The sequence below is a fragment of the Paraburkholderia sp. IW21 genome (assembly GCF_041321145.1).
GTDB lineage: Bacteria > Pseudomonadota > Gammaproteobacteria > Burkholderiales > Burkholderiaceae > Paraburkholderia.
The window spans coordinates 161,363-183,448 of the sequence record NZ_JBGGWA010000011.1 but is presented as its reverse complement, the minus strand read 5'-3'; the positions used below and the strand labels follow the sequence as shown (position 1 = coordinate 183,448).

16 protein-coding genes are annotated in these 22,086 nt (G+C 65.0%); 4 read left to right on the top strand and 12 right to left on the bottom strand.

Annotation, left to right across the window (positions count from 1 at the left end; translation table 11 throughout):
• Positions 1–71: 71 nt before the first annotated feature.
• Positions 72–476: an alternative ribosome rescue aminoacyl-tRNA hydrolase ArfB gene (arfB, locus tag ACAX43_RS24785; RefSeq protein ID WP_370711040.1), complete on the bottom strand. Its 405-nt coding sequence runs from the start codon at positions 474–476 to the stop codon at positions 72–74.
• 152 nt (positions 477–628) lie between these two features.
• Between arfB and ACAX43_RS24780 the strand changes: the two genes are divergently transcribed.
• Positions 629–1,270, top strand: a complete 642-nt coding sequence (locus ACAX43_RS24780) for a VC0807 family protein (RefSeq protein ID WP_370711039.1) — start codon at positions 629–631, stop codon at positions 1,268–1,270.
• A 6-nt stretch (positions 1,271–1,276) separates the two neighbouring features.
• Here the strand turns inward: ACAX43_RS24780 and ACAX43_RS24775 are convergent, their stop codons facing one another.
• The 4 genes from ACAX43_RS24775 to recC are packed head-to-tail and all read right to left on the bottom strand — an operon-like array spanning position 1,277 to position 10,735.
• Entirely contained in the window at positions 1,277–1,507 is a 231-nt protein-coding gene (locus ACAX43_RS24775; RefSeq protein WP_370711038.1) for a hypothetical protein, read from the bottom strand.
• The gene (locus ACAX43_RS24770) at positions 1,489–3,672 is read right to left on the bottom strand and encodes an AAA family ATPase (RefSeq protein ID WP_370711037.1); all 2,184 of its coding nucleotides are present in this window, start codon (positions 3,670–3,672) and stop codon (positions 1,489–1,491) included. The genes ACAX43_RS24775 and ACAX43_RS24770 overlap by 19 nt, the downstream gene beginning before the upstream one ends.
• Complete coding sequence (gene recB / locus ACAX43_RS24765; RefSeq protein ID WP_370711036.1) at positions 3,669–7,361, bottom strand: exodeoxyribonuclease V subunit beta; 3,693 nt, start codon at positions 7,359–7,361, stop codon at positions 3,669–3,671. The genes ACAX43_RS24770 and recB overlap by 4 nt, the downstream gene beginning before the upstream one ends.
• The gene (gene recC / locus ACAX43_RS24760; RefSeq protein ID WP_370711035.1) at positions 7,358–10,735 is read right to left on the bottom strand and encodes an exodeoxyribonuclease V subunit gamma; all 3,378 of its coding nucleotides are present in this window, start codon (positions 10,733–10,735) and stop codon (positions 7,358–7,360) included. The genes recB and recC overlap by 4 nt, the downstream gene beginning before the upstream one ends.
• Positions 10,736–10,936: 201 nt before the next feature.
• Between recC and ACAX43_RS24755 the strand changes: the two genes are divergently transcribed.
• Complete coding sequence (locus tag ACAX43_RS24755) at positions 10,937–13,408, top strand: FUSC family membrane protein (RefSeq protein ID WP_370711135.1); 2,472 nt, start codon at positions 10,937–10,939, stop codon at positions 13,406–13,408.
• Positions 13,409–13,423: 15 nt separating this feature from the next.
• Here the strand turns inward: ACAX43_RS24755 and ACAX43_RS24750 are convergent, their stop codons facing one another.
• Positions 13,424–13,636 (bottom strand): hypothetical protein, encoded by a 213-nt coding sequence (locus ACAX43_RS24750; protein ID WP_370711034.1) that lies wholly within the window; start codon positions 13,634–13,636, stop codon positions 13,424–13,426.
• 86 nt (positions 13,637–13,722) lie between these two features.
• Complete coding sequence (locus ACAX43_RS24745; protein WP_370711033.1) at positions 13,723–14,205, bottom strand: Lrp/AsnC family transcriptional regulator; 483 nt, start codon at positions 14,203–14,205, stop codon at positions 13,723–13,725.
• 213 nt (positions 14,206–14,418) lie between these two features.
• Between ACAX43_RS24745 and ACAX43_RS24740 the strand changes: the two genes are divergently transcribed.
• Entirely contained in the window at positions 14,419–14,988 is a 570-nt protein-coding gene (locus tag ACAX43_RS24740) for a cysteine dioxygenase (RefSeq protein ID WP_370711134.1), read from the top strand.
• Positions 14,989–15,006: 18 nt separating this feature from the next.
• Here ACAX43_RS24740 and ACAX43_RS24735 read toward each other — a convergent pair whose 3' ends face one another.
• The 4 genes from ACAX43_RS24735 to ACAX43_RS24720 all read right to left on the bottom strand — a co-directional run bounded on the left by ACAX43_RS24735 (position 15,007) and on the right by ACAX43_RS24720 (position 19,618).
• The gene (locus tag ACAX43_RS24735) at positions 15,007–17,619 is read right to left on the bottom strand and encodes a mechanosensitive ion channel family protein (RefSeq protein WP_370711032.1); all 2,613 of its coding nucleotides are present in this window, start codon (positions 17,617–17,619) and stop codon (positions 15,007–15,009) included.
• Positions 17,620–17,808: 189 nt separating this feature from the next.
• The gene (locus ACAX43_RS24730; RefSeq protein WP_370711031.1) at positions 17,809–18,453 is read right to left on the bottom strand and encodes an NAD(P)-dependent oxidoreductase; all 645 of its coding nucleotides are present in this window, start codon (positions 18,451–18,453) and stop codon (positions 17,809–17,811) included.
• A gap of 145 nt (positions 18,454–18,598) precedes the next feature.
• Positions 18,599–19,054, bottom strand: a complete 456-nt coding sequence (locus ACAX43_RS24725; protein ID WP_370711030.1) for an Rrf2 family transcriptional regulator — start codon at positions 19,052–19,054, stop codon at positions 18,599–18,601.
• A gap of 87 nt (positions 19,055–19,141) precedes the next feature.
• Positions 19,142–19,618 carry a hypothetical protein gene (locus ACAX43_RS24720; RefSeq protein ID WP_370711029.1) on the bottom strand — a complete coding sequence of 159 codons (477 nt, stop codon included), beginning with the start codon at positions 19,616–19,618 and terminating at the stop codon, positions 19,142–19,144.
• Between the two features lie 385 nt (positions 19,619–20,003).
• Between ACAX43_RS24720 and ACAX43_RS24715 the strand changes: the two genes are divergently transcribed.
• Positions 20,004–20,330, top strand: coding sequence for a hypothetical protein (locus ACAX43_RS24715; protein WP_370711028.1), 327 nt, complete (start codon positions 20,004–20,006; stop codon positions 20,328–20,330).
• On the opposite strand, the gene ACAX43_RS24710 is transcribed toward ACAX43_RS24715, so the two are convergent.
• Positions 20,317–22,074, bottom strand: a complete 1,758-nt coding sequence (locus ACAX43_RS24710; protein ID WP_370711027.1) for an ATP-binding protein — start codon at positions 22,072–22,074, stop codon at positions 20,317–20,319. The two genes, ACAX43_RS24715 and ACAX43_RS24710, sit on opposite strands and share 14 nt — an antisense overlap.
• Positions 22,075–22,086 lie beyond the last annotated feature (12 nt).

Below are 22,086 nucleotides of genomic sequence, written 5' to 3'. Positions count from 1 at the left end.
GGAACATCTGAGCGCACCCTTGAGGACATTTTCGAGGGCCCTCCCAGCAGCTTGGTGCCCTGGATCGGCCTTTAATCCTCCACCCGGCCGCGGCCGGATTTGATCTCGCTGCGCTTGGCCTTGCCATCAAGTCGACGTCGATTCGATGCACGCGTCGGCCGGGTCGCGACCCGCGGCTTGCGGGTCACGCTGACGCTTTCGATCAGTTCATCGAGGCGCGCCAGCGCCGCCGCGCGGTTCATCTCCTGAGTGCGGTGTTGCTGTGCCTTGATGATCACCACGCCGTCGCGCGTGAGCCGATGATCGGACAGCGCGAGCAGGCGCATCTTCAGCACGTCCGGCAATGACGAAGCCTGCACGTCGAAACGCAGGTGAATGGCGCTCGATACTTTATTGACGTTCTGACCACCCGCTCCTTGCGCGCGCACGGCGGTCAATTCGATTTCGTTCGGAGGGATTGGATAACGGGATGTCATGACTGGCTTCGACTAAGAGACGCAAGTGTACACAGGGCGCAGCGGATCACGGACTACGTACTATCCGGGCGCTGCAGCCAATGCGAAAAACTATTTGCATCGACACGCCCGGTTCACCGATACTGCCGCTTTCGCTTACAGCGTAAATTCATATGAAGCTCCGTCCGGGTTTTGTGCTGGAACTGGCCGTCAACTTTCTGCTGCCGTGGCTCGCTTATCGCCTCGCGCTGCCGCACCTCGGCGAGACCGGCGCGCTGATCGCGTCCGCCGGGCCGCCGATCATCTGGAGCCTGATCGAACTGGCGCGCTTTCGACGCGTCGACGCGCTCAGCGTGATGGTCGTGGCGGGCATCGTGCTGTCGGTCGCGGCGATGGCGCTGGGCGGCAGTCCTCGCATGCTGTTGCTGCGTGAATCACTGGTGTCCGGCGCGGTGGGCGTGCTGTTTCTGCTGTCGTTGCCGATGCGCCGCCCGCTGATCTTTTATCTTGCACGCGCCACCGTCGCCCGTGAAATGGAAGGCGGCGCCGCGCGCTTCGAATCGCTGTGGCGCGAGCGGCCTGCTCTCGTCAGGGCGATGCGGCTGATGACGCTGGTATGGGGCGTCGGCCTGACCGGCGAAACGGCGCTGCGCGCGTGGATGGCTCTTACCTGGCCGATCGAACGCTTTCTGGTGGTGTCCCCGTTCATCGGCTACGGCATCTACGGCGGCTTGACGCTGTGGACGCTGTGGTATCGCAAGACCATGCGCAGCCGGGTCGAGGCGCGTGTGCAGCAAAGCGGGATGGCGAGCTGAGTGAGTTCACCGCGCTGGGCGGTTTGGGCGGCCGCTTGAGCCGCTTGAGCCGCTTGAGCCGCTGACCTGCTTGAGCTGCTTGAGCTGCTTGAGCTGCTTGAGCTGCTTGAGCTGCTTGAGCTGCTTGAGCTGCTTGAGCTGCTTGAGCTGCTTGAGCTGCTTGAGCTGCTTGAGCTGCTTGAGCAGGCCGCGAGCATATTCCGCTGCCCCACGCCATGCTACCAAGCGCTGCGCCACGCCTCCTCAATTCGAGCGGCTAACCCCGAGTCGCGCTGTGTCGGCGTCGCGATAGCCTGCGCCAGTATGGCGCTCGCGCCAATTATTTCCACTCGTTCACGCGCGCGGGTAATCGCCGTGTACACAAGTTCACGCGACAACACCCGGCTGAATACCGACGGCAGCATCAGCACCGCGTGTTCAAATTCCGAGCCTTGCGACTTGTGGACCGTGAGCGCGAACGCGGTGTCATGCGGCGGTAGCGCCGCAGGCGATACCGCTCGCAAACCGCCGTCGCCGGTACGGAAATACACGCGCAACGCGCCACCCGCGCCCGGCAGCGCAATGCCGATGTCGCCGTTGAACAGCCCGAGCGCGTAATCGTTGCGCGTCACCATCACGGGTCGGCCGGCGAACCATTGCGCACCGACCGCCAGCGTCACGCCCGCCGAGCGCCGCACCTGCGCGGCCATCGCAGCATTCACCTGATCGACGCCGCGCGGTCCCGAACGCGTCGCGCACAAAATTCGAAAACGGTTCAACGCGTCGAAAAGCGGCAACGGGTCGGGTATAGCGGCGGCCAGCGTTGCGGCAAGCGCGTCGCCATACGGCGCAAAACCCATGGCCAGCCGCGCGACGGTGCGCTCGGCAAGCGTCGCATGCGTGTCTTCGTGCAATGCCGCTGCACAGGCTTCGGCAGGATCGATGCGCAGGACATCGAGCGCCGCGCCGGCCAAGCCGTTGCGGATCGCGAGCGACAGGCGGCCGATCGGCGATTCGAGGCCGAATCGATAGTTGCGTTCGAGCCAGACGACGCAGTCGGCGAGCGGGTTTTGAGCCAGCGACGGCGATGCCGATTTCGAAGACGATGGGGATTGCAACGGCAACTGCGATGCGACCGCTTGCGCTGACACCGGTGCGGATACGCCCACGAAGGCATCGCCGCCGGGCACTCCGTCAAAGGCGCCCGGCTCATTGGCATGGCCGAACAAGCCGCCCGGCGGCGTGCCAAAAGCATCAGGCGGAGCAGCCTGCGCGAACAGATCGTCAGTTGATTCGTCGAAGCCGCTCGACGCGTTCGGCAACCCTTGCGCCAGCCGTGCTCCTTCGATGCCCAGCGCCTCTGCGATTCGCTGCAGCCCGCTTGGCGTGAAGGCAGGCCGCGCGCTGAGCTCGGCGAATACCGCACCGGCCTCGACGGCAGCGAGCTGGTCCTTGTCGCCCAGCATCACGAGACGCGTCTGTGGCGCAACGGCATCGAACAGATGCGCAGCCATTGCAACGTCGATCATCGACGCCTCGTCGATCACGACGACGTCGTAAGGTAACGGATTGTCGCGATGATGCCGGAAGCGGCCGCCGGGCCCGGAGCCGAGCAGACGATGCAAGGTGTACGACGTCTGCGGCAAGCGCGCGGCGAGTTCGGGCGGCAAATCGCCGGCACGCGCGAGCAAGGCTTCCTGCATCCGCTGCGCCGCTTTGCCGGTCGGCGCCGCCAGTGCAATTCGCAGATCGGCGCGCGCATCGAGCAGGCAGGCGAGCACACCGACCACGGTAGTGGTCTTGCCGGTGCCCGGACCGCCGCTGACGATGGTGAGTTGCCCGGACAGCGCCATGACTGCCGCGACACGTTGCCAGTCGACCTCGTCGTCCTGCGGTGGACCGAAGTACCGCAGCAGGCGCTCGTGTAGCGTTTGCGCGTTGGCGTTGGCGCTAGCCGCGGCAGCATCGTGACCATGAGCGCGCGCATCCGCCGCCCCCCCCGCATGCGCAACCAGCGAGCGGGCGAGACGCCGCTCATAGTCGTAATATCGCGCCAGATACAGCCGCCCCTGCCCATCAATCACCAGCGGCCGCAACGCCGCCGCGCTTTGCGAACCGTCGCTGGCCATGCCGCTTGCGAACAGTGCCGTGCGCACCTCAGCGCTCGATGCATCGAAGCGTCGCGCCAGCACCGCAAGCGGCACGCACACGTGCCCTTCGGCAGTCGCGCGGCTCGCAGCGAAGGCGGCCCGCGCCGCCCACTTCACCGCCTCGGCCGCCGCACCGCCGCGCTGCGCCAGCGTGCCGATGCGGCGCGCGAACCCTTCCGCGAGCGCGGTGCTGAAATCGGCCGGCGTGGGTAAATTCACCCCGATGTCATCGAGCTCCGGGGGCGCCGACGAGATCTGCTCGAATGTACTCATGCGACACCTCCGATCATCGCCGCGTCGAGCAATGCGACCAGTTCGAATGCAGGCCGCCGCATGTGCACGCCCGCCGGCCCTTCAGCATCGCGCCATTGCGGACGCACGCCGCGCACGAAGAGATACAGATAACCGCCCATGTGCGTGTCGTACGCGTAATCACGCATCCGCGTTTTCAGATAGCGATGCAACGCCACGGTATAGAGCAGCGCCTGCAGGTGATACGCGTGGCTAGCCATGGCCGCTTCGAGCGGCGCCGCGGCGTAGTCGGCGGCGGTGTCGCCCAGATGGTTCGACTTCCAGTCGACGATCCAGAAACGTCCGTCGTGCTCGACGATCATGTCGATAAATCCTTTGACGAAACCGCGCAACACGCCCGGTTCCAGCGCCACGTCGGGGTAGCCGTGTTCTGTCAGCAGCTCGCGCAACGCAGGGAAATCGAGCGACGGCGCCGCAAACAGGAACTCGAGTTCGTTCAGACGCCGCTGCCGATTCAACCTGGCGAGCGCCATGCCCGGCACAAGCTCGGTCGTCACGACGTCCGCGATCAGGTTATGCATCATGGCGGGCAAACGTGCCGCGAGTTCAGGCACAGCCGGCGCCGGACGCTCGCGCAACGCACCCCGGATAGCATCCGGCCAGGTTTGCGGATCGGTGAAATCCGCGAGTTCGAACATGCGATGCAGACAGTCGCCCGCCGCCGCGCCGCGCGGAAACGCGAGAATGTCGTCCTCCGCGTAAGACTGCGCTTGCGGCGTCGGCAACGGCGTAGGTGCGAGCGCGTCGGCAATCTCATCGTGATCGGGCCGCACCTCTTCCATCGCCGCGTGGGCCTCGTCGGCTTTGCTGCCGGCGGCGATCAGGCCGCTGAAGCTCGCCATGCGCCACTGATCGCGCAACGGCCGTCGATTGGCGCGCGCCTGCATGCGTGCGCCACTGTCCTGGAGGCTTTCCAACGGCACACGGCGTTCCACTTTCGGCAACGCCTGCAACGTGATCGGGCCGCCCGCCAGCGTCTGCCATCGCTCGGACAAGGCGGCTTCGTCAGGCGGATCGGTCAGCCAGTCGTCAAAGCTGTGGCCGCTGCCACCCACCAGCCAATTCAGCACGCTGCGACGCGACTCCTTGGTGGAGCGCGACGACAGATAAGTACCGGCGACCAGATAGCAGCGATATACCGCGCGCGTCAGCGCCACATAGACGAGCCGCGCCCGTTCCGCCGCCTGTTCGCGCGCCGCGTAACGCGACGCGCGCTCGGCCTCGTCGTCATCGCAACCGTAGTGCAGCACCGCGCCGCCCGTTTCATCGTGATACTCACGCGCATCGGGCAAGCCGGAGGACGGCGGTTCGCGCAGCGCGCCGTCGTTCAGAAACGGACAGAACACGACCGCATACTCGAGCCCTTTCGATTTGTGGACGGTGACGATCTGCACGAGGTTGCGATCCGATTCGAGCCGCAACTGCGCGTCTTCGCCCCCGCCTTGCATGCGTTGCGCGGCGAGCCAGCGCAAAGTCGGCGCGATACCGGGTTGCGTGGCGGCACGCGCCTGCACGAGTTCAGCCAGGTGATTCACATTCGTCAGACGGCGCTCACCATCCGGCCCGGCAACCAGCCGTTGCGCGACCCGCAGCTCGCGCATCAGCGTGCGCCACATCAAGGCGAAACCGCGCTCATGCCACAACGTGCGATAGCGTGAAAAACGCTCGACCCACCCCATCGCATCCGCGGCATGCGCCGGATCGCCGGCGGGTGACGGCGCGTCGGCGACCTGCTCGAGACGCCACAGCGCAGCGGCGTCCAGGCCGAGCCAATCGGTGGCGAGGGCGGTGCGTAGGCCGCGCAGGTCGCCCGGCGTATCGACCGCGGCCAGCACGCGTTCGATCTGCTCCGCATCCAGCGTCGCGAACACTGAAGCCTGCGCCAGTTCCACACTGCCGACGCCCCACGATGCCAGCACGCGCTTGATCAGACTACCCTGCTTGTGCGTCTGTACGAGCACCGCGATATTGCCCGGCGCGAGCGGCGCATCGCCGATCGTCACGATGCCTTGGCGTGCGCCACGCAAAAGCCGCACGATCTCGGCGGCACAGGCTTCGCTTGCCGCACGCTGCGCCTCGCGTTTGGTCAACGCGGCGTCACCTTGCGGCAAGGTCCAGATACGGAAGTCGCCCGCGTTCGCATCGGGATCGCGCAAAAGCGGACGGCGCCGCTCGCCGGCGCGAACCGGCTGATAGTCGAGACCGTCGAGCACGAACGCCTGAGGGTTGGCTTCGAAGAGCCGATTACAGGCCTCGACAATCGGCGCGGTCGAACGCTGATTGACGGCGAGCGTGTAGCACGCGGAAGCCGCCGCCCGTGCCGCCAGATAGGTATGCAAATCCGCCGCGCGAAAACTGTAGATCGCCTGCTTCGGATCGCCCACCAGAAACAGCGGACCGGCGGGCGCGAAGATACGGCTGAAAATCGCGAATTGCAACGGATCGGTATCCTGAAACTCGTCGATCAGCGCCGCCGGATAACGCGTACGCAAAGCATCGGCAAGCCAGGGATTGGCAGCGAGCGCACGATACAGGTTGGACAGCAGATCGTCGAACGACACCACCCGGCGGGTGCGTTTGCGCGCCACCAGCTCGGCGGGCGCGTAGTCGAGCCAGGTTTCCACGAGCGAGAGCCAGCGCGCGCGTTGCGCGGCTTCGGCCGCGACGACGGCGGCCGCCAGTGCTTCGGCGTGCTCGAAGAAGGGATGCTCGGGCGGTTCGAACTTGACCTTGGTGGCCTTTTTCAAGGCCGCTGCCGTCAACTTCAACGCGGCCCTTGGCGGCGGCGCATGACAATCGCCCTGCGCGAAATACGCTGTCCACGCGGCAATCGCCGCGCTCACGAGGTCAGGCTTGTGAGAGGTCTTGCTCAGGCGGTCTTGCGCTTGCGCAAGCAGACTGACGATCGCGTCGCGCTCCGCCTGCCAGACTGCGCAGGCGGCATCGAAACCCGCTTGCGGATCGACGCCGTTTCCACCTGCGTCGAGCGTGCCCCAGCGCAACTGCGCCAACGGCTTTTTCAGGCGCCGCGCGAGTTGCTCATCGAGCGACGCGGGGCCTGCGCGTTTGGCCACCAGCCACGCGGCGAAAGCAGGATGCGCATAAGCCACCGGTTCCACTTGCTCACGCCAGAAATCGGCCGCCATTTCGAAACGCAAGGCCGCGTCGTCGGCTTCCATTTCGAATGCGAACGGCATGGCGGCGGCGAACGGCGCTTCCTGCAACGCGCGCTGACAGAATGCGTGGATGGTGTGGATCGCGGCTTGATCGAACGTTCGCAGTGCGCGGCGCACGACCTTCAACGCGGCCTCACGATCAATGCCCCCCTCCGGCGCCAGCGTGGTTTCAAAGAGACGCTGGATGAACGGATCGCCGCCGTCGTCGTCCGTTTCGATAGCGCGATGCAGTTCCGCGAGCCGGCCGCGAATGCGTTCGTGCAGTTCCGCGGTCGCCGCCTTCGTGAAGGTAACGACGAGAATCTGATCGGCCTTCAGATTCTTCTCCAGCAGCAGCCGCACGTACAGCGCGCAGATGTTCCAGGTCTTGCCGGTTCCCGCCGACGCCTCGATCTGATTGACGCCGTCGAGCGAGCAGGCAAAAACGTCGAGCTCCTCGGCAACCAGCGCGTAATTCCGAACGGCGCCGCTCATGATGCGCTCCGCAGATGCTGCACGAGTGGTTTGTAGACGATCGAGGCGAGACTGCCGAAGGGTTCGTCTAGCGTAAGCGGCGTGCCGCGCAGTGCGATTCGCAACGCGGGGTCGTCGGATTCACCGCGCACCCGGTCATTGATCCAGGCGCCTTGTGCCGCGGAATCGCTGTCGCTGACTTTGGCCCAGGCGCTCTTCGGGAAGAAGCGCAGGGGCAGCCTGCGCCCGGCTCTGAACAACGCGGCAAGCGGCGCCAGTTCATCGAGGGGCGCCGCGACCGGCGTGAGCTCGAAGCTCGCGCCGCTGCCATGCCAGACAGTGCGGCGCGGGCCGTTCGGCTGCGCCGCGCAATAGACCAGATGCGCGAGCCATGCGGACAGATAGTCGCGCGCGGTGGGTTTGGCGTAGCGAAAAATCACTTGTCCTGTTTCGGTCAGCAAATTCAAGGTGCCGTGCAGTTGCAGCGGTGTTTCGGCCGCTTTGCGGAGTGCTGCATCATGCGGGCCGAAGATGGTCTCTGCAATGCCGGCACTATCGGGCCAGCGCGGCACGATATCCAGCACGAACGGCAAACGCTCGACACCCGACGCCACTTCGCGCCGCACGCTGTCGGCGAGCTGACGCAGCGCACCCAGTTCGCGCGAGCGCCATACGGCGCCGGTCGCGCCGCCCGGCAACTCGGGACTTGCCGCAGCGACGCGGCGTACGCGTTCGAACATCGCGTCATCGTCTTCGGCGCCGCTGTCGAGCAGCACGGGCAAGAGCCGCTCCGCCAATGCATCCTGACCCGCGTAATCGAGTTCGAACGGCTCGGTGTCGAGCAACTCGCCCTGCGCATCCGACAACACGATACCCAAACGGTCACGCAACAATGCCCGCGCCGGATGACGCCAGAAACGCACGAATTCGTCGAAGGCGACGAGCGGCGCATCTTCAGCGGGCAACGGTTGATCGAAGAACGGCGCCGCAGCCGGATGCTGCGGCGCGGCCAGCAAACTGGCCAGCTCCGCACGATCCACGTCGTAAGTGAACAAGCCGCGCTGCGACGAGAAATAGTCCGACGCGAACGCCTGCAGCGGATGATCGACGATGAATGCATGCCGTGCGGCGTCGATCTCCGCGGGACTCGCCCCTTCGCCCGCCGACACCTGCGCGAGGTAATCGAGCAATTCGTCGACCAGCGCGGCCGGCGGCAACGGCGCATTGTCGCGGATGCTGCGGCCCGTATAGGCGATAAAAAGACGATCGCGCGCGGCCAGCAGCAGATCGAGGAACAGATTGCGTTCGTCGTCGCGGCGCTGCCGGTCACCGGCCTTGCCGAACGCGGCCATCAGATCGAATTCGTCGGCGCGCGCGAGACTCGGCAACACGCCGTCGTCCATGCCGAGCAGGCAGACGATGCGATAGGGCAAGCCACGCAGACTGGTCAGCGATGAAAACGTCACGCTGCCCCAGGGCACCCCGCCGCGCGCCGGGTCGTCCAGCGCTTCGGTGAGCGCACCGCGCACCACGGCGGCCGGCAGCACGACGTCTTGCGCGCCAGCTTGCATCGCGTCGCCCATCTTGTCGAGGGCGTCGCGCACCGCCGCCAGCGAGTCGGCGAACTCGACGCCACCGTCGAAACACTGCGCGAGCGTTTCAAGCAACAGTTGGGTCCATTCGGCGGGCGTCTGCTCGACCGAGCAGCGCGCTGCGAAGGTATCGATATCGTCGACGAAACGCGACAGACGCCCAAGCAACTCCGCGTCAGAACCGTCGGCGCCCTCGACCGGCAACCAGGCACCGACCGGCTCGCCGCCATCCGGCATCGCGTAGCCGAGATACAAACGTGTCAGGGCATCGGCGAACGTATGACGCGCGATGGGCACGTGTTCGCCCGTCGGCTCGATGGGTGCAAGTCCTCGACGCGCGCCGGCTGCCGCGAGCCATTCCTGCGCGGCTTCGAGGGCACTGGCATCGATGCCGTAGCGCATGGCAATCGCGTCGACCCGCAGCCATTCGATCAGATCCGGCGCGCCCACGCTGCGCTCGGGCAACGCCAGCCAATCCAGCAGCAGACGCGCGACCGGATTGGCCTGCGATGGCGGCAAGCCGGTGATCCGATACGGAATGCGGCGAGTATCGCCATGGGGTGCGGTGCCGAACACCGCGTCGATCAACGGGCCGGCCGCAGCGAGGTCGGACACGGCAACCAGCACATCGGACGGCTGCAGATCGTCGAACTCATCGAACCAGCCAAGCAGACGGTCATGCAGCACCTCGAGTTGCCGCGACAGGCTGTGACACACATGGACTTCGATGCCGCTTTCGATCGGCAACTCGTCCGCGTCCGTTTCCGATCGTAGCGCGAGCATGCCGTTCTGCACCGCGGCGAGCCAGCTCGGTTCGGGATTTTCGGTAAAGTCGCCGGTCTCGCCGGATGCTGCGCTCTCGGTCAGCTCATGCAGCATATGCAGCTGCGCCTGGGTCTGACGACCCCACTCGGCCAGCAGCGGATGCCCGACTTCCTGGTAGTCGAGCTGACCGGCTGCATCGAGCGCTTCGACGCGCCCTGCGCTGACGACGTCGAACCAGAATTCGCGGCACGGGTTCATCACATACAAACGCACATCGACCCAGCGCGAGAGTGCGCGCAGCAAGGCGACATGCAGCGGCGGCATGGTCGGCAGTGCGAACACGCTGACCGCTTCGGGCCACTGCGCGTTCGAGATGGCTTCCAGATCGAGCGTGCCGATTTCTTCGAGAAAGCGATACGCAGGCGGCAACGCTGCCGCGGGCGTTTGCGCGTTGCCCGCCACTTCGGCGAGCACGGCGCGCCACAGTGCGGCTTGCCAACGCTCGTCCTCACGCGCGGCTTCGCTTGCACCGACGAGACGCGGGCCGTTGTCGTCCGCCGCGCCGCTCGCGAAGACCGATCCGCCCTTCTGCCATTGCAGCAGCCATTCCGGGCGATAGGTCAGATAGTGGTCGAGCACGGTGGCCACGCGCCGGGCCAGTTCATAGCGCATCGACGCATCCGCCGCGTCGAGATACGTACGCAGACGCGGCGAGGCATTCCACGGCAGTGCTTCATCCGCATCCGCCAGCAACCGGTAGGCGCGCCAGACTAGCCGGTCCGGGGCGAACGGCGAATGCTTCGGCACTTCGATTACGCCGCCGATTTGCGCCCACAGCCACTGCGCGAGATAGCCAAAATCAACATTCGCGCAGATGCCTTGACGCGCCGCGATGTCGAGCTCGAGCCTGCGCCGCACCGCCGCGCTCGGGACGATCACGGGCTGCGCGGTCCAGGGATCGGACGGCGCTTGCGCAAGGTCGTCGAGCAGCGCGCCGACAAGGGTTTCGTAGCGGTTCGAATAGAAGAGTTGGAGCATGGATCCTGGGAAAGCGTGCAAAGCGGGCGGAACGCGCGGACCGCGACAGACATTGAAGCGACAGCATAACAAACGCGCTCCCAGGGCAGAACCTGGCCGAATGGATGAGGTCAGATCGGACTCGAAATCAGTTAGACTCGACGGCAGTTCGGGTCTGCCCCTTCAACCGCGTTTTCTCAGTGAATGAAATCCAGGCAGTCGATGCGCTATTCGGTTGAAATAAGAAAATTCCTTTACAGCCAGTACTTTTATGGCGGTCTGCGCATCGCAGTCGGCGTGTCGTTGCCGGCCGTACTGTGTCTGATCGTGTTCCACGATCGCGAGCTCGGCTTCACGATCGCGACCGGTGCGCTCGGCGCATGCGTGGTCGATATGCCAGGCCCGCTCAAGTACAAGCACAACGAGATGCTGGCGTGCACAGTGATCGGCTTCCTGTCCGCGCTCGCCACCGGTCTGGCCACGGTCAACGCGGTGGCGCTGTGGTGTACGGTCGTGCCGCTCACATTCGTGCTCTCGTTGATCGTCGTGTATGGCAACCGCTGGCCGCAGATCAGCTTCGCGACGCTCTTCATGATGATCGTGACGCTGGAAGAGCATTTCACGCCCATGCAGGCGCTCGTCAATGCGTCGTGGATTCTGGTGGGCGGTCTCTGGTACACGTACTGGTCGACATTCGTGAGCCGCTGGATGATGCATCGCATCGAACAGCAGGCGCTCGCCGAAAGCGTGTTCGCGTGCGCCGACTACCTGCTAGCGCGTGCCGCTTTCTACGATCTCGATAACGATCTCGACGAGTGCTATCGCAATCTGGTCGACAAACAGATCGCCGCGGTCGAACGTCAGGAAGCTGCGCGCGACATCGTGCTGCGCAATCTGCCCAAGCTGAAAACCGGCCGGCTCGAACCGCGCCGCGCGATGCTGTTCAATCTGTTCATCAATACCGTCGATCTGCATGAACTGTTTGTCGGTACGCATGTCGATTACTCGCTGGTACGCAACACGTTTGGCGGCTCCGACCTGCTGGTGTTCTACCGCGATCTGATTCGCAAATCCGCAGCCGATCTCGAAGAGATTGGGCTCGCGGTGCTGCAAAACCAGCCGCCGCGCACGCGTGTGAATGTAAAAGCCGAATTGCGCGCCATCGAGTTCGAGATCGAACTGATGCGCAAGCAGGAGCTGTCGGTTAAAAACCCCGAGGCTTACTCGGCGGTGTCGTCAACCTTCCGGCGCATCTGGAGCGCCACGCGCCTGATCGACAAGATGCGCAAGAACCTGTCGAGCGAGCCCGGCGCGACCGAGACCGACCTGCGCCTCGACCAGGCGCTGAGCCGCTTCGTATCGAGCCGCCGCGTGCCGTTCGGGCAGATCTTCTCGAATCTGACAATGGCCTCGCCGAGCTTCCGTCACGCGCTGCGCGTGACGATCGCGGTCGCCGTGGGCTTCTGGCTCGGCCGTCTGCTGCCGCTCACCAACGCATACTGGATCGTGATGACCACCGTCATCATTCTGAAGCCCGGCTATTCGCTGACCAAGCAGCGCAACGGGCAGCGGATCGTCGGCACGCTGATCGGCTGCGCGGCGAGCATCGCGTTGATGATCTTCGTCAAGGAACCGCACATCCTGCTGGTCGTCATGTTCGCGTCGATGGTGATGAGCTACAGCTTGTTGCTGTTCAATTACACGGCAAGCGTGGTGTTCACGTCCTCGTATGTGCTGCTGATGTTCCATCTGCTCGCACCGGGCAGCATGCGCATCATCGGCGAACGCGCAATCGATACCGTGGTGGGCTGCGCGATCGCGATTGCGGCGAGCCACCTGTTCCCCTACTGGGAATACCGGTTGATGGGCAAGCTCGTCAATAACATGATCGGTGCGACGCGGCAGTATCTCGAAGCGAGCTGGTGGTGGAGCGGTAAGCCGGCCGCCGCGGTAGTCGCAACGGTGACTGAGGCCGGCGCATTTGCGGCCGCCGCGGCGATGGTGGATCCCGCGATCGAATTCGGCACGCCGGCGGTGGCGGTGGCGAACGCCGGGGCGAACGCTGGAGCACATGCGGCCGCAAGTGCGGGTGCCAACGCGGTAGCAAACACGGCTGCAAGCGCGGGCGCGACCACGGTCGGCAACACGACCGCCAAGCCCGCCAGCGGCGCATCCCCCGCCGCCGCGGCCGCTGCGACCGCGCTCGATCGCGACTACCGCTATCGGCTCGCGCGCAAGAACGTCCATGTGGCATTCGCCAATCTCGGCCAGGCGTTCCAACGCATGATGCTCGAGCCGAAGTCCGCGCAGAAGTTCGTCCCGGAACTGAACGGTCTGCTGGTACGCAGCCACGTGCTCGCCTCGCAAATCACGGTGGCCGCGCCGTTGCTGCGCACCTCCACACAGCGGGCCGACGGGGTCTCGCTACAGCCGTTGCAACGTGCCCTGAGCGTGATCCGCGACAATCTGACCGAAGCCGAAGCGGGTAGCGCGCCGCCTGCCGATCAAGGCGAGCAGACCAAACAATTGACGCGCGAACTGGATGCGATGGTGGTCGAGACGGAGAAGTCGCCGGACTACTCGGCGGAAGCCGTGCATGACATGAAATTGCTCGCCCATCAGTGCAAGCAGATGCTGACGGCGTCCGCGCTGATTCGCAAGGATGCGAGCGTGATTCGCCTGCCGGAAGAGTGAAACGACCGCTTCGTCTTATTGCGCGGCGCCGCTCGCAGGCGCCGCGGCGGTAGCAGCAGCCGCCGCCGCGTCCGATGAAACCGACGGCGCCGGCGTGTTCTGACGGTCGAAATCGCGCTTTTCCGTGATGGCGTTATAGAAGAGCGTGGCGATCACCAACAACACCGCGACCACGATGAAAACAGCAATGCCAAAGGTCGGGTTCTTTTTGCGCGGCGGTTTGTTCATGAGGCGGGCTCGGTTCGCGAGGCAGTCGCGGATAGTGTTTGGGAAGGCGGCATTTTACGCCCACTGAGCTTGCACACGGCTTGCAGTCAGCGCCCCTCCACCACCACCGAAGGCCGCACCGGCAGCGCCGTCGAATATTTGATCTGCTCCATCGCGAAGCTCGAACTCACGTCATAAAGCGGAACGGCCGCGATCAACAGCTTGTAGACGCGATCATAGTCGTCGATATCCGACACCACCACGCGCAGAAGGTAATCCGTTTCGCCACTCATCCGGTACACCTCCACCACCTCCGGAATCTCCTGCACCGCACGGGTGAAGGTCTGCGCCCAGACCTCGGTGTGCTGATTGGTCCGCACCGCGACGAACACGGTCGTACCTACGCCGAGCTTGCGCGCATCGCACAACGCCACCTGGGCGCGAATCACGCCCGCCTCTTTCAGCCGCTGCAGCCGCTTCCAGCAAGGCGTTTGCGACAGATTCACGCGTTGCGCCAGCTCGGCGATCGGCATGGTCGCGTCTTCCTGCAGCAGTTCGAGCAGCTTCCGATCGATGACATCCATTCCCATCGTCACACTCCCATAGGAAATTATTCTACTTTCAAGACTCCCGGGGGAATTATATGGAAACTCTTTCTCCGGGCAAACGGGTATAAATGTGGCTATCCAGAAATAGCCGATAAGCAGCCATGCCGCTGCCCAGCAATCATGAGCCAAGACCTCCGTTCAGCAGCCGTCGACCGTTCCGCCACCCACTCCGCGCAGTTTGCCGGGGCGAATGAAATGCCTTCGCACGTGCACCGCAGCGCGCCGCTCGCGCACCTGTGCGACGCGCTCGACGCGATGTTCGAAGCCTGCGCGAAATTCCCCGAGCCTGCGGATTCGACCTTCTTCGCGCGCAGCATGCGCATCGCGCTGTCCGAAGCAGCGGCGAACCCCGCGTTGCTCACGCCGGCGCAACGCGAAGGCTCCGCTGAAAATTACCGGCGTCATCTGCTGGCCGCCGACCCGCACGGCCGCTACGCGATCGCCGCGCTCGTATGGCTGCCGCGACAGGCAAGCCCCGTGCATGCGCACCACACGTGGTGCGGCTACGCGGTGCTCGACGGCACGCTGAGCGAAACGGTTTTCGAATGGAATGGCGCACAGCACTGTGCGAGTGCCACCCGTACACAAGCGCGCAATACCGGAGCCGTGTCGTTCGTGCGCGGCGGCCGGGGCGGCATTCATCGGCTGGGCAATTGCAGCGACGCGCCCGCCGTCTCGCTGCATATTTACGGTGTCGCAGGCGTGCAGATCGCCACGCATGTCAACGACATCGTGCACGCGGCCGATGCACCGGCGCTTGCCTGACACCCACAGCCAGCCTGATCAGCTTTTGCGGCCCGCTTCGCCTGCCGTGGGAATCTGCGGTGGAATCGACTCGGTCTGCCCGGTCGACGGCGGCGCCGGACGCGGTTCGTGCGACACATCGCGCGCCGCCGCCACTGCAGCATGCGCGGCCCGCGCCGAAGCGCCCGTCTCAGCATGTCCATGTGCTTGCCCATGCGGGCCAGACTCGGGCAGCTGATCGTCGTGCAACGGCTGTCCCTCGCTATCCTTCGACGACGTGTACACGCGCATCTGCGGCACCGGAATCTCAATACCGGCTTCGTCCATTTTGCGTTTAAGCCGCAAATTGAAGGCGCGCGCCACGCTCCATTGCTGCAACGGCCGCGTCTTGATCTGCCCCTTCACGACCATCCAGTTCGGATCGAAACGGTCGAGCCCCCACACCTCGATCGGCCCGAGCATTTCGCGCCGATACCGGAAGTCGGCCATCAGATCGGCGCCGACTTCGCGGATCAGTTGCGTGATCTGATCGACCTCGGTCGAGAACGACATCCGCACCTCGAACACGGCATAGGCGAAGTCGCGCGACAGGTTCTTGACGATCTTGATCTGCGAGAACGGAATCGCGTGAATCGCGCCTTGGCCGTCGCGCAAGCGCACGGTGCGGATCGACAGATGCTCGACGGTGCCAGCGTGACCGCCGTCCACATCAATCCAGTCGCCGACCGAAATCGTATCTTCGATGATGATGAACAGACCCGTGATCAGGTCGGTCACGAGCGACTGCGCGCCGAAACCGATCGCGAGACCGATCACCCCGGCGCCCGCGAGGAGCGGCGTCACATTGATGCCGAGGTTCGCCGCGGTCACGATCCCGGCGATCGTCATGATCGACACAAGCAACACGTTGCGCAGCAGCGGCAGCATGGTGCGTGCGCGCATGCTCGGACTGCGCGACTTATTGCGTGGGCCGCCAGGATTGAGGGCTTCGGTGATCGCCGTATCGACCAGAATCCACAGCAGCCAGGCAATGAACACCGTCGCGATGATCGCCGTCACCGCGTGCGCGATACCTCGCGCCGCGACGTTCTCCTCGACCACTTCCGCGAGCGACAAACCCCACAGACGCGCGGCCAGTTCGAAGAAGATCAACCAGATGAAGAGCGTCAGCAGTGTGCCGAAAAAGCGCAGCAAGCGCGTCAGATAGGGCGAGCGGCGGCGCGTGCGCGCACTGCGCGGGCGCGTCATGCGCAGCACGATGGCCGACAGGAAGAAAGCCAGCACCAGCAACAGCGCGGTCACTACGGAAATTTGCAGCACGTTTTCGCTGGAGCCCGAGCCGCCGAGCGTGGCGACCACCGACGCAGTGGCGAGCACCAGCACGGGGACGTGCCAGAGCGAAGCGAGCACGTCGAAGGCGTCGGTCGCGGCCTTGTGATCGGTGCGCTGCTCATAAGGCCGGTTGCGGATCAGATGGGCGACAGGCCGGCGGAACGCCAGCGCGAAATATCCCGTGAGCACGGCGGCCGTCATATTGGCCGCGGTCGAAATCAGGGCGGCGAGATTCGACCCGAGTTGATGTGCGACGTCGTAGTTGACGGCCGCATCGCCGAGCGCGCCGCATACGCCGACCACGAACAGCACGCGCCGCGCGTGATCGATCAGGAGGCGCACCGCAATCCGCCGATGCCCGGAGCCGAACAGCGAAAACATGATCAGACAGATCGACGAAAACACCGCTCCAGCGACAATCGCATAGGCGACCACCATGCCGAGCGTGCGGCCGAGCGCATCGGGCATGGCGCGCACGAACAGCAGCGCCGCGAGGAAGGCGACGATCCACGGCCCGACACGGCGCAGCGCGAAGATCAGCAGCTCGCGCGTAGTGGGATTCGGGTTGAGGCCGGTGACGATGCCAAAGCGCCGGTATAGCCGGTGCTGCAGGTAGATCAGCGCGCCGGCGCACGCGCCCCAGCCGGCCAGCATCGCAAGCATCGAAAAGGCCACGCGTCCGAAGCTCTCATGCCCCTGGCCGGAAACGATCGTGTAAAGCTCGTTGCCGGCCGCATTGAAACGTCCGCCCCAATAGCGCACCGGCGTGCGGCCCTGATGCACATCGGATTCGAACGATGCGATCCCCGACGCGATCGCGCCGAGCAAGCCGGGACTCGGTTGCGCCGGCGCGGGCGGAGCGACGTTTTGCGAGACCTGGCGCAGCTTTTTGAGCTGGGCGACGAGCGCGGTGCGCTGCCGGTCGTTGTCGAGCGTGGCGATCACGCTGTCGAGCGAGTGCGCCAGTTCTGCCTGACTCGCGGGCGACGGCGCGGACGCCGCCTCGGCTGCCGAGGCGGCCGAGGCGGCAGACGCAGGCGTCGCCGTCGCGCTGTTGATCAGGCTCTGCAGGGCCGGAATGACCGGCGTGCTGGCACCGGCGGCTTGGGCGTTGGCGGGCATCCAGCCGAGGCACAGAACCAGCGTGAGGCAGGCCATGGCCGCCCACGCGCCGAACCACGCCGCGACTTGAGCGCGCGCACGGAGCCGAGCGTCGCATCCGGTATGGCCAGAAGGAAAATGGAAGGCGGCGTGAGTCGCCGGTTGCGCGCCGTTGGACGGCGCGGCCCCGGACTCACGCCGCAACGGGCATGACTGCATGGCGATCCGTAAGAAAACGGGAGACGCCAGTGTAGCCGCAGTTTTGCCGCCCGCGACCGAACATGCGTAACCGATTGTTAGGACGCTTGCGTAGGCTCGGCGATAGAAGAACCCCTTCATCCCCGCTCGGCCGTACGAGGCCCTGCGTCACGCGCGGCGAGGCGCAGGGGCGGGCGTGATCCCTCAAACTCAATAAGCCGCCGTCGCGATCTGACGGACGAAACGGCCTTGCTCCAATTCGTCGACGAACGCAATGGCGTAATCCTCCGCTGAAATGCGGCTATTGCCCTCTGTGTCGGCCAGCAGCGCGTTCGCGCCCGTGCGGAACTTGCCGGTGCGCTCGCCCGGCGCAATCAGCGCGGCAGGCGCGAAAAAAGTCCAGTCGAGGTCGGTGATGCCACGGTAGTAATCGAATGCATCGCGGTGGGCCAGCGCGATCGCTTTGTACGCATCCGGGAAACCGTCCGTATCGACCAGTTGCTTGCCCGCCACGTCGAGCGAACCCGCGCCGCCCACCACCACGAGGCGCTTCAGACCGGCCGCTCGCACGCCGTCGACAAGCGCGTGGGTCGCCTTGGTCAGCGCTGCGAGATCGCCTTGCGGAGGCGCATAAGCGCTCGCCACTACGTCATGACCACGCACCGCAACGCCCACGCTCGCGGCGTCGAGCAGGTCGGCCTGCGCGGCTTTCAGATTCGCCACGTCGGCAGGCACGCGCGCCGGATTGCGCGCCAACGCCGTCACCTGATGCCCGCGACGGGCCGCTTCCGCGGCGATCCGCGAACCAATCGTGCCGGTGGCGCCAAACAACGCGATTTTCAACTGTTTGCTCATTTTGAAGCTCCTGAGATTAATTTATATGTAACTGCATTGATTACATATAAAAGGGAAAAAAGAGAGGCCTAAGCCCCCGTCCGTTCTCGGGCGCGCGAGTCCCGGATACTCCACACGCGCCCTGCCGTACTGCTTCTTTGCTACGTCATCCTTGCGGACGCCGCCTGCGTTCACGCGCCCGCTCGGCGCGCACCACGTCAGCAGTGGCATCGGCCAGGGTGCGGGCGCCGAGCGCTGCTTCCATAGCCTGCTGCGCTTCGTCGATGATGCCGCGCAGCACGCCTTGAATATTGCGCCCCACCATGCACGCCGGATTCGGCTCCTCGCGATGCAGCGCCAACAATTGCGCGTCATCCACCGCGCGATATACCTCGAGCAGCGTGATGTTCTCCGGTGCCCGGCCAAGCAGCGCACCACCGCCTGCGCCAAGTTGCGAAGTGGTGAGACCCGCCTCGGCCAGCATGGTCAACAAACGCCGGATCAGCGCGGGATTCGTATTCACGCTGCCCGCGATCATCTCCGACGAGAGCGGCACGCCCGCCTGCAACGACAGCAGGGCGAGCACATGCACCGCAAACGCAAACCTGCTACTCGTATTCAAAGCAAACCTGCCCAGCGACGACAATATGTAACTATGATAATTACATTTAATCCCGCTGTCAAACGGCCGGGCGGACAGGCTGTCATCTCACTTGTCCATCTGTTTTTGCGCATCGCCGGAATCGCCCGATGCCGACGAAGACGCCGAGACCGTTGCCGACGACGCCGTACTCTGCGCCGACCACTCCTGCAACTTGCGGCCGGCCGTCTCGAGCCCCTGGCCGGTCAGCGACGCCGCCTTGCCGAGTTGCACGTTGGTCGCGCTCGCCGCACTTTGCAGATTGGCTTGCGCGGTCGACGCCAGCGAGGCTGGATCGATCGTGATCGACGGCGCGGAGGCCGATTCGAGGTTCTGCTGCGCGGCGGCTTTGGTCGCGTCGACCTGCCGGCCGACGTAGCTGGCCGCCTGATCGAGCTTCTGACCGGCGACTTGCGCTGCGTCGTCGAGCTTGCCGGCGACTTGCCCGGCGGACGCGTCATTCTTCTGACAAGCCGCAAGGCCGCCGAACACGAAGAGGACCACGGCGGCACGGCGCAGCAAAGGTGAACGGATAGATGAAATCATGTTTGAGTGTGAGCCGCGTCAAGCGGCTTCCGCATGCGAAAACGGGCCAATGATACGCCGTTGCGCCACCCGCCCGTTCAAGAAGCGCTGGCGACGCCAAGCAGCGCTGTGTGCTCCGCTGCATCGTCCGCTTGCATCCAGCGGCATTCGAACGAATCCATTGCACGCTCCGTCGCGATTCTGTCAAACGTGTTGGAGTAGGCTGCCTGAGCATTCAATGAGCGTTCGATGTGTTCCGCAGATCAATTGGATGAACTCTGATCCAACGGCGAGCGCCGTGTCTCCACGGCAATGCGCGCTCGCAACTCCCGCGCATTTGAGACTAGTCCGATAGTTCGCAACGGAAGGCTTTCCTATAGTCGTCGGTTGACTTGGGAGTTTTTCGATGGAACTGACTGATTGGATCGTCATTCTTGCCGTCACGTTGATGGCGATTGCTTTTTTCTGCGCGCGCACCTCGGCCGGCTGGTCGCGGGAAAACCGCGCGCGGCGTCTGGCAGGCACGCGCATGCTCGTGCAAGCCGCTTGCTCGCTGTGGGCTGCGCTGCTGATCGTCGCGCACGGCCTGTTCGCGCTGGACGGACTGCTCGGCGTGCACCCCGCTCCGCTCGAGGCACTGGCGAGCGTCGCCATTCTGATTGCCTGCGGCTGCTATTGGTCGATTCGCGGCAGCAAACTGCTCAAACCGCGGCGGCTCTTCACGGCGTACTGATGCCGGGCGGGGCATTGGCGGCATGCGCCACTGCGCCGCCGCTCAGACCGAGGCCATTACGATCACCGAGGCCCGCACGCGCCTCGCGCACATCGCGAACCGCTTGAACCCCGTCGTCCGCCGGCGCGACATGCGTCTCGGCAGTCAGCTGCGCTGACCGCACCTCGGTTTCGGGCAACGACAGATAAAACGTCGTGCCCACCCCCTCTTTCGACTCCGCCCACACGCGGCCCCCGTGCCGCTCCACCACGCGCCGCACAAGCGCGAGGCCGATGCCTTCGCCCGCCGCCACATCGCTGTGCAGCCGTTGAAAGGCGTTGAATAGCCGCGGCAGCGCGATCGCCGGAATCCCCAGGCCGTTGTCGCGCACGTAGAAAATCCGCAGCGAGTGCACGCCCGGCGGCGCCGGCGTCGCACCAATTTCGATCCGGCCTTTGCGCTCCGGGTCCAGATAATTGACTGCATTGCCGATCAGGTTGGCAAACACCTGCTCGACCGCGGTCGGGTCGCCCCAAACCGCGGGCAAATCCTTGACGATGACGTGCGCGCGGCGCGCCCGGATCGACCCTTGCATCGCATCCACCACGCGCGGCACGATATCGCGCACCTCGATCTTCTGCTGCCGGTACTCGACATGGCCGACGCGCGAGAGCCGCAACAGCGCGTCGATGATGTGCGATGCACGCAGCACGGCCGTCTGCAGGAAGTGCAGCGCTTCGCCGATATCCTCATCCACCACCCGTTCGATGCGCCGTCGCGGCTCGGCTGCGAGCGACGACTGACGCACGGCCGCCCGCAGTTCGTCGCAGGCGCGGATCAGTTCTCTCGAGAAACCTTGCAGATTCACCAGCGGCGCACGCAAATCGTGCGACACGCTGTAGATGAACATTTCGTTTTCCTGGGTCTGTTGCCGCAAGCTCTCGTTGATACGCGCCAGTTCGCCAGCGCGGCGCGCGAGATCGGCCTGGAAGCGCGCCTGAATGCGCTCGGCCTCGAGCAGGCGCCGGCTGGTTTCATGCAAAGTCAGATCGAGCCGGGCGATCTCATCGCGGCCCGGGGCGATCGGCGCCAGCGGCTCATTGCCCGCGAGCCGCGCGGCGTTGTCGGACAGTAGCGCGAGCCGGCCGCGCACACCGCGCGTGAACAACCAGACGGCCAGCGCGACGAACAGCAACGAGCCGAACACGGCGGCGACCACCAGCATCTGCTGCCGTTCGCGCGCGGCGTCCGCGGCACTCGAGCGCAACGTATCCAGGTGCCGCTCTTCGCTCTGGAAGGCCACCACCCGCTGACGGAAACGATCGAGCACGTCGGCTGCGGTCAGATCACGGAATCGTTCGAGCAGATCGCGCCGCCGCCCCGAATGCAGCATGTCCTGAACGCGGTCCGACCATTGGCGATACGCCTGCACCGCCTGACGTACCTGCACCACGCGCTCGACTTGCGCCGGGTTATCGGCGACCAGTTCGGTCAGTTGATCGATGCGACGGTCAACGTCCATCCACAACGTGACCGGCGTAGCGAAGCGGGTATCGTTGGCCAGCACCGCGCCGCGCAGCGCCACGGACTCGCCCAGCACCGGCTCGAGAATCGCGGTGGTCTGACGCAGCACCTCTTCGCTATGAATGGCCCAGTGCTCCGCTTGCGCCGAGTCTGACTGCGCCTTGACCAGCCCGGACAGCAGCGCCAGTTCGAAGAGGGCCGGAATTGCGATCAGCAACAGGCCTTTAGTGGTCAGTCTCATGCGTGCGCATTG

Bases quoted from the DNA above. Each gene is read 5' to 3' on its own strand.
- arfB (WP_370711040.1), bottom strand. From the start codon at position 476: ATGACATCCCGTTATCCAATCCCTCCGAACGAAATCGAATTGACCGCC.
- ACAX43_RS24780 (WP_370711039.1), top strand. From the start codon at position 629: ATGAAGCTCCGTCCGGGTTTTGTGCTGGAACTGGCCGTCAACTTTCTG.
- ACAX43_RS24770 (WP_370711037.1), bottom strand. From the start codon at position 3,672: ATGAGTACATTCGAGCAGATCTCGTCGGCGCCCCCGGAGCTCGATGAC.
- recB (WP_370711036.1), bottom strand. From the start codon at position 7,361: ATGAGCGGCGCCGTTCGGAATTACGCGCTGGTTGCCGAGGAGCTCGAC.
- recC (WP_370711035.1), bottom strand. From the start codon at position 10,735: ATGCTCCAACTCTTCTATTCGAACCGCTACGAAACCCTTGTCGGCGCG.
- ACAX43_RS24755 (WP_370711135.1), top strand. From the start codon at position 10,937: ATGCGCTATTCGGTTGAAATAAGAAAATTCCTTTACAGCCAGTACTTT.
- ACAX43_RS24750 (WP_370711034.1), bottom strand. From the start codon at position 13,636: ATGAACAAACCGCCGCGCAAAAAGAACCCGACCTTTGGCATTGCTGTT.
- ACAX43_RS24745 (WP_370711033.1), bottom strand. From the start codon at position 14,205: ATGGGAATGGATGTCATCGATCGGAAGCTGCTCGAACTGCTGCAGGAA.
- ACAX43_RS24740 (WP_370711134.1), top strand. From the start codon at position 14,419: ATGCCTTCGCACGTGCACCGCAGCGCGCCGCTCGCGCACCTGTGCGAC.
- ACAX43_RS24735 (WP_370711032.1), bottom strand. From the start codon at position 17,619: ATGCAGTCATGCCCGTTGCGGCGTGAGTCCGGGGCCGCGCCGTCCAAC.
- ACAX43_RS24730 (WP_370711031.1), bottom strand. From the start codon at position 18,453: ATGAGCAAACAGTTGAAAATCGCGTTGTTTGGCGCCACCGGCACGATT.
- ACAX43_RS24720 (WP_370711029.1), bottom strand. From the start codon at position 19,618: ATGATTTCATCTATCCGTTCACCTTTGCTGCGCCGTGCCGCCGTGGTC.
- ACAX43_RS24715 (WP_370711028.1), top strand. From the start codon at position 20,004: ATGGAACTGACTGATTGGATCGTCATTCTTGCCGTCACGTTGATGGCG.
- ACAX43_RS24710 (WP_370711027.1), bottom strand. From the start codon at position 22,074: ATGAGACTGACCACTAAAGGCCTGTTGCTGATCGCAATTCCGGCCCTC.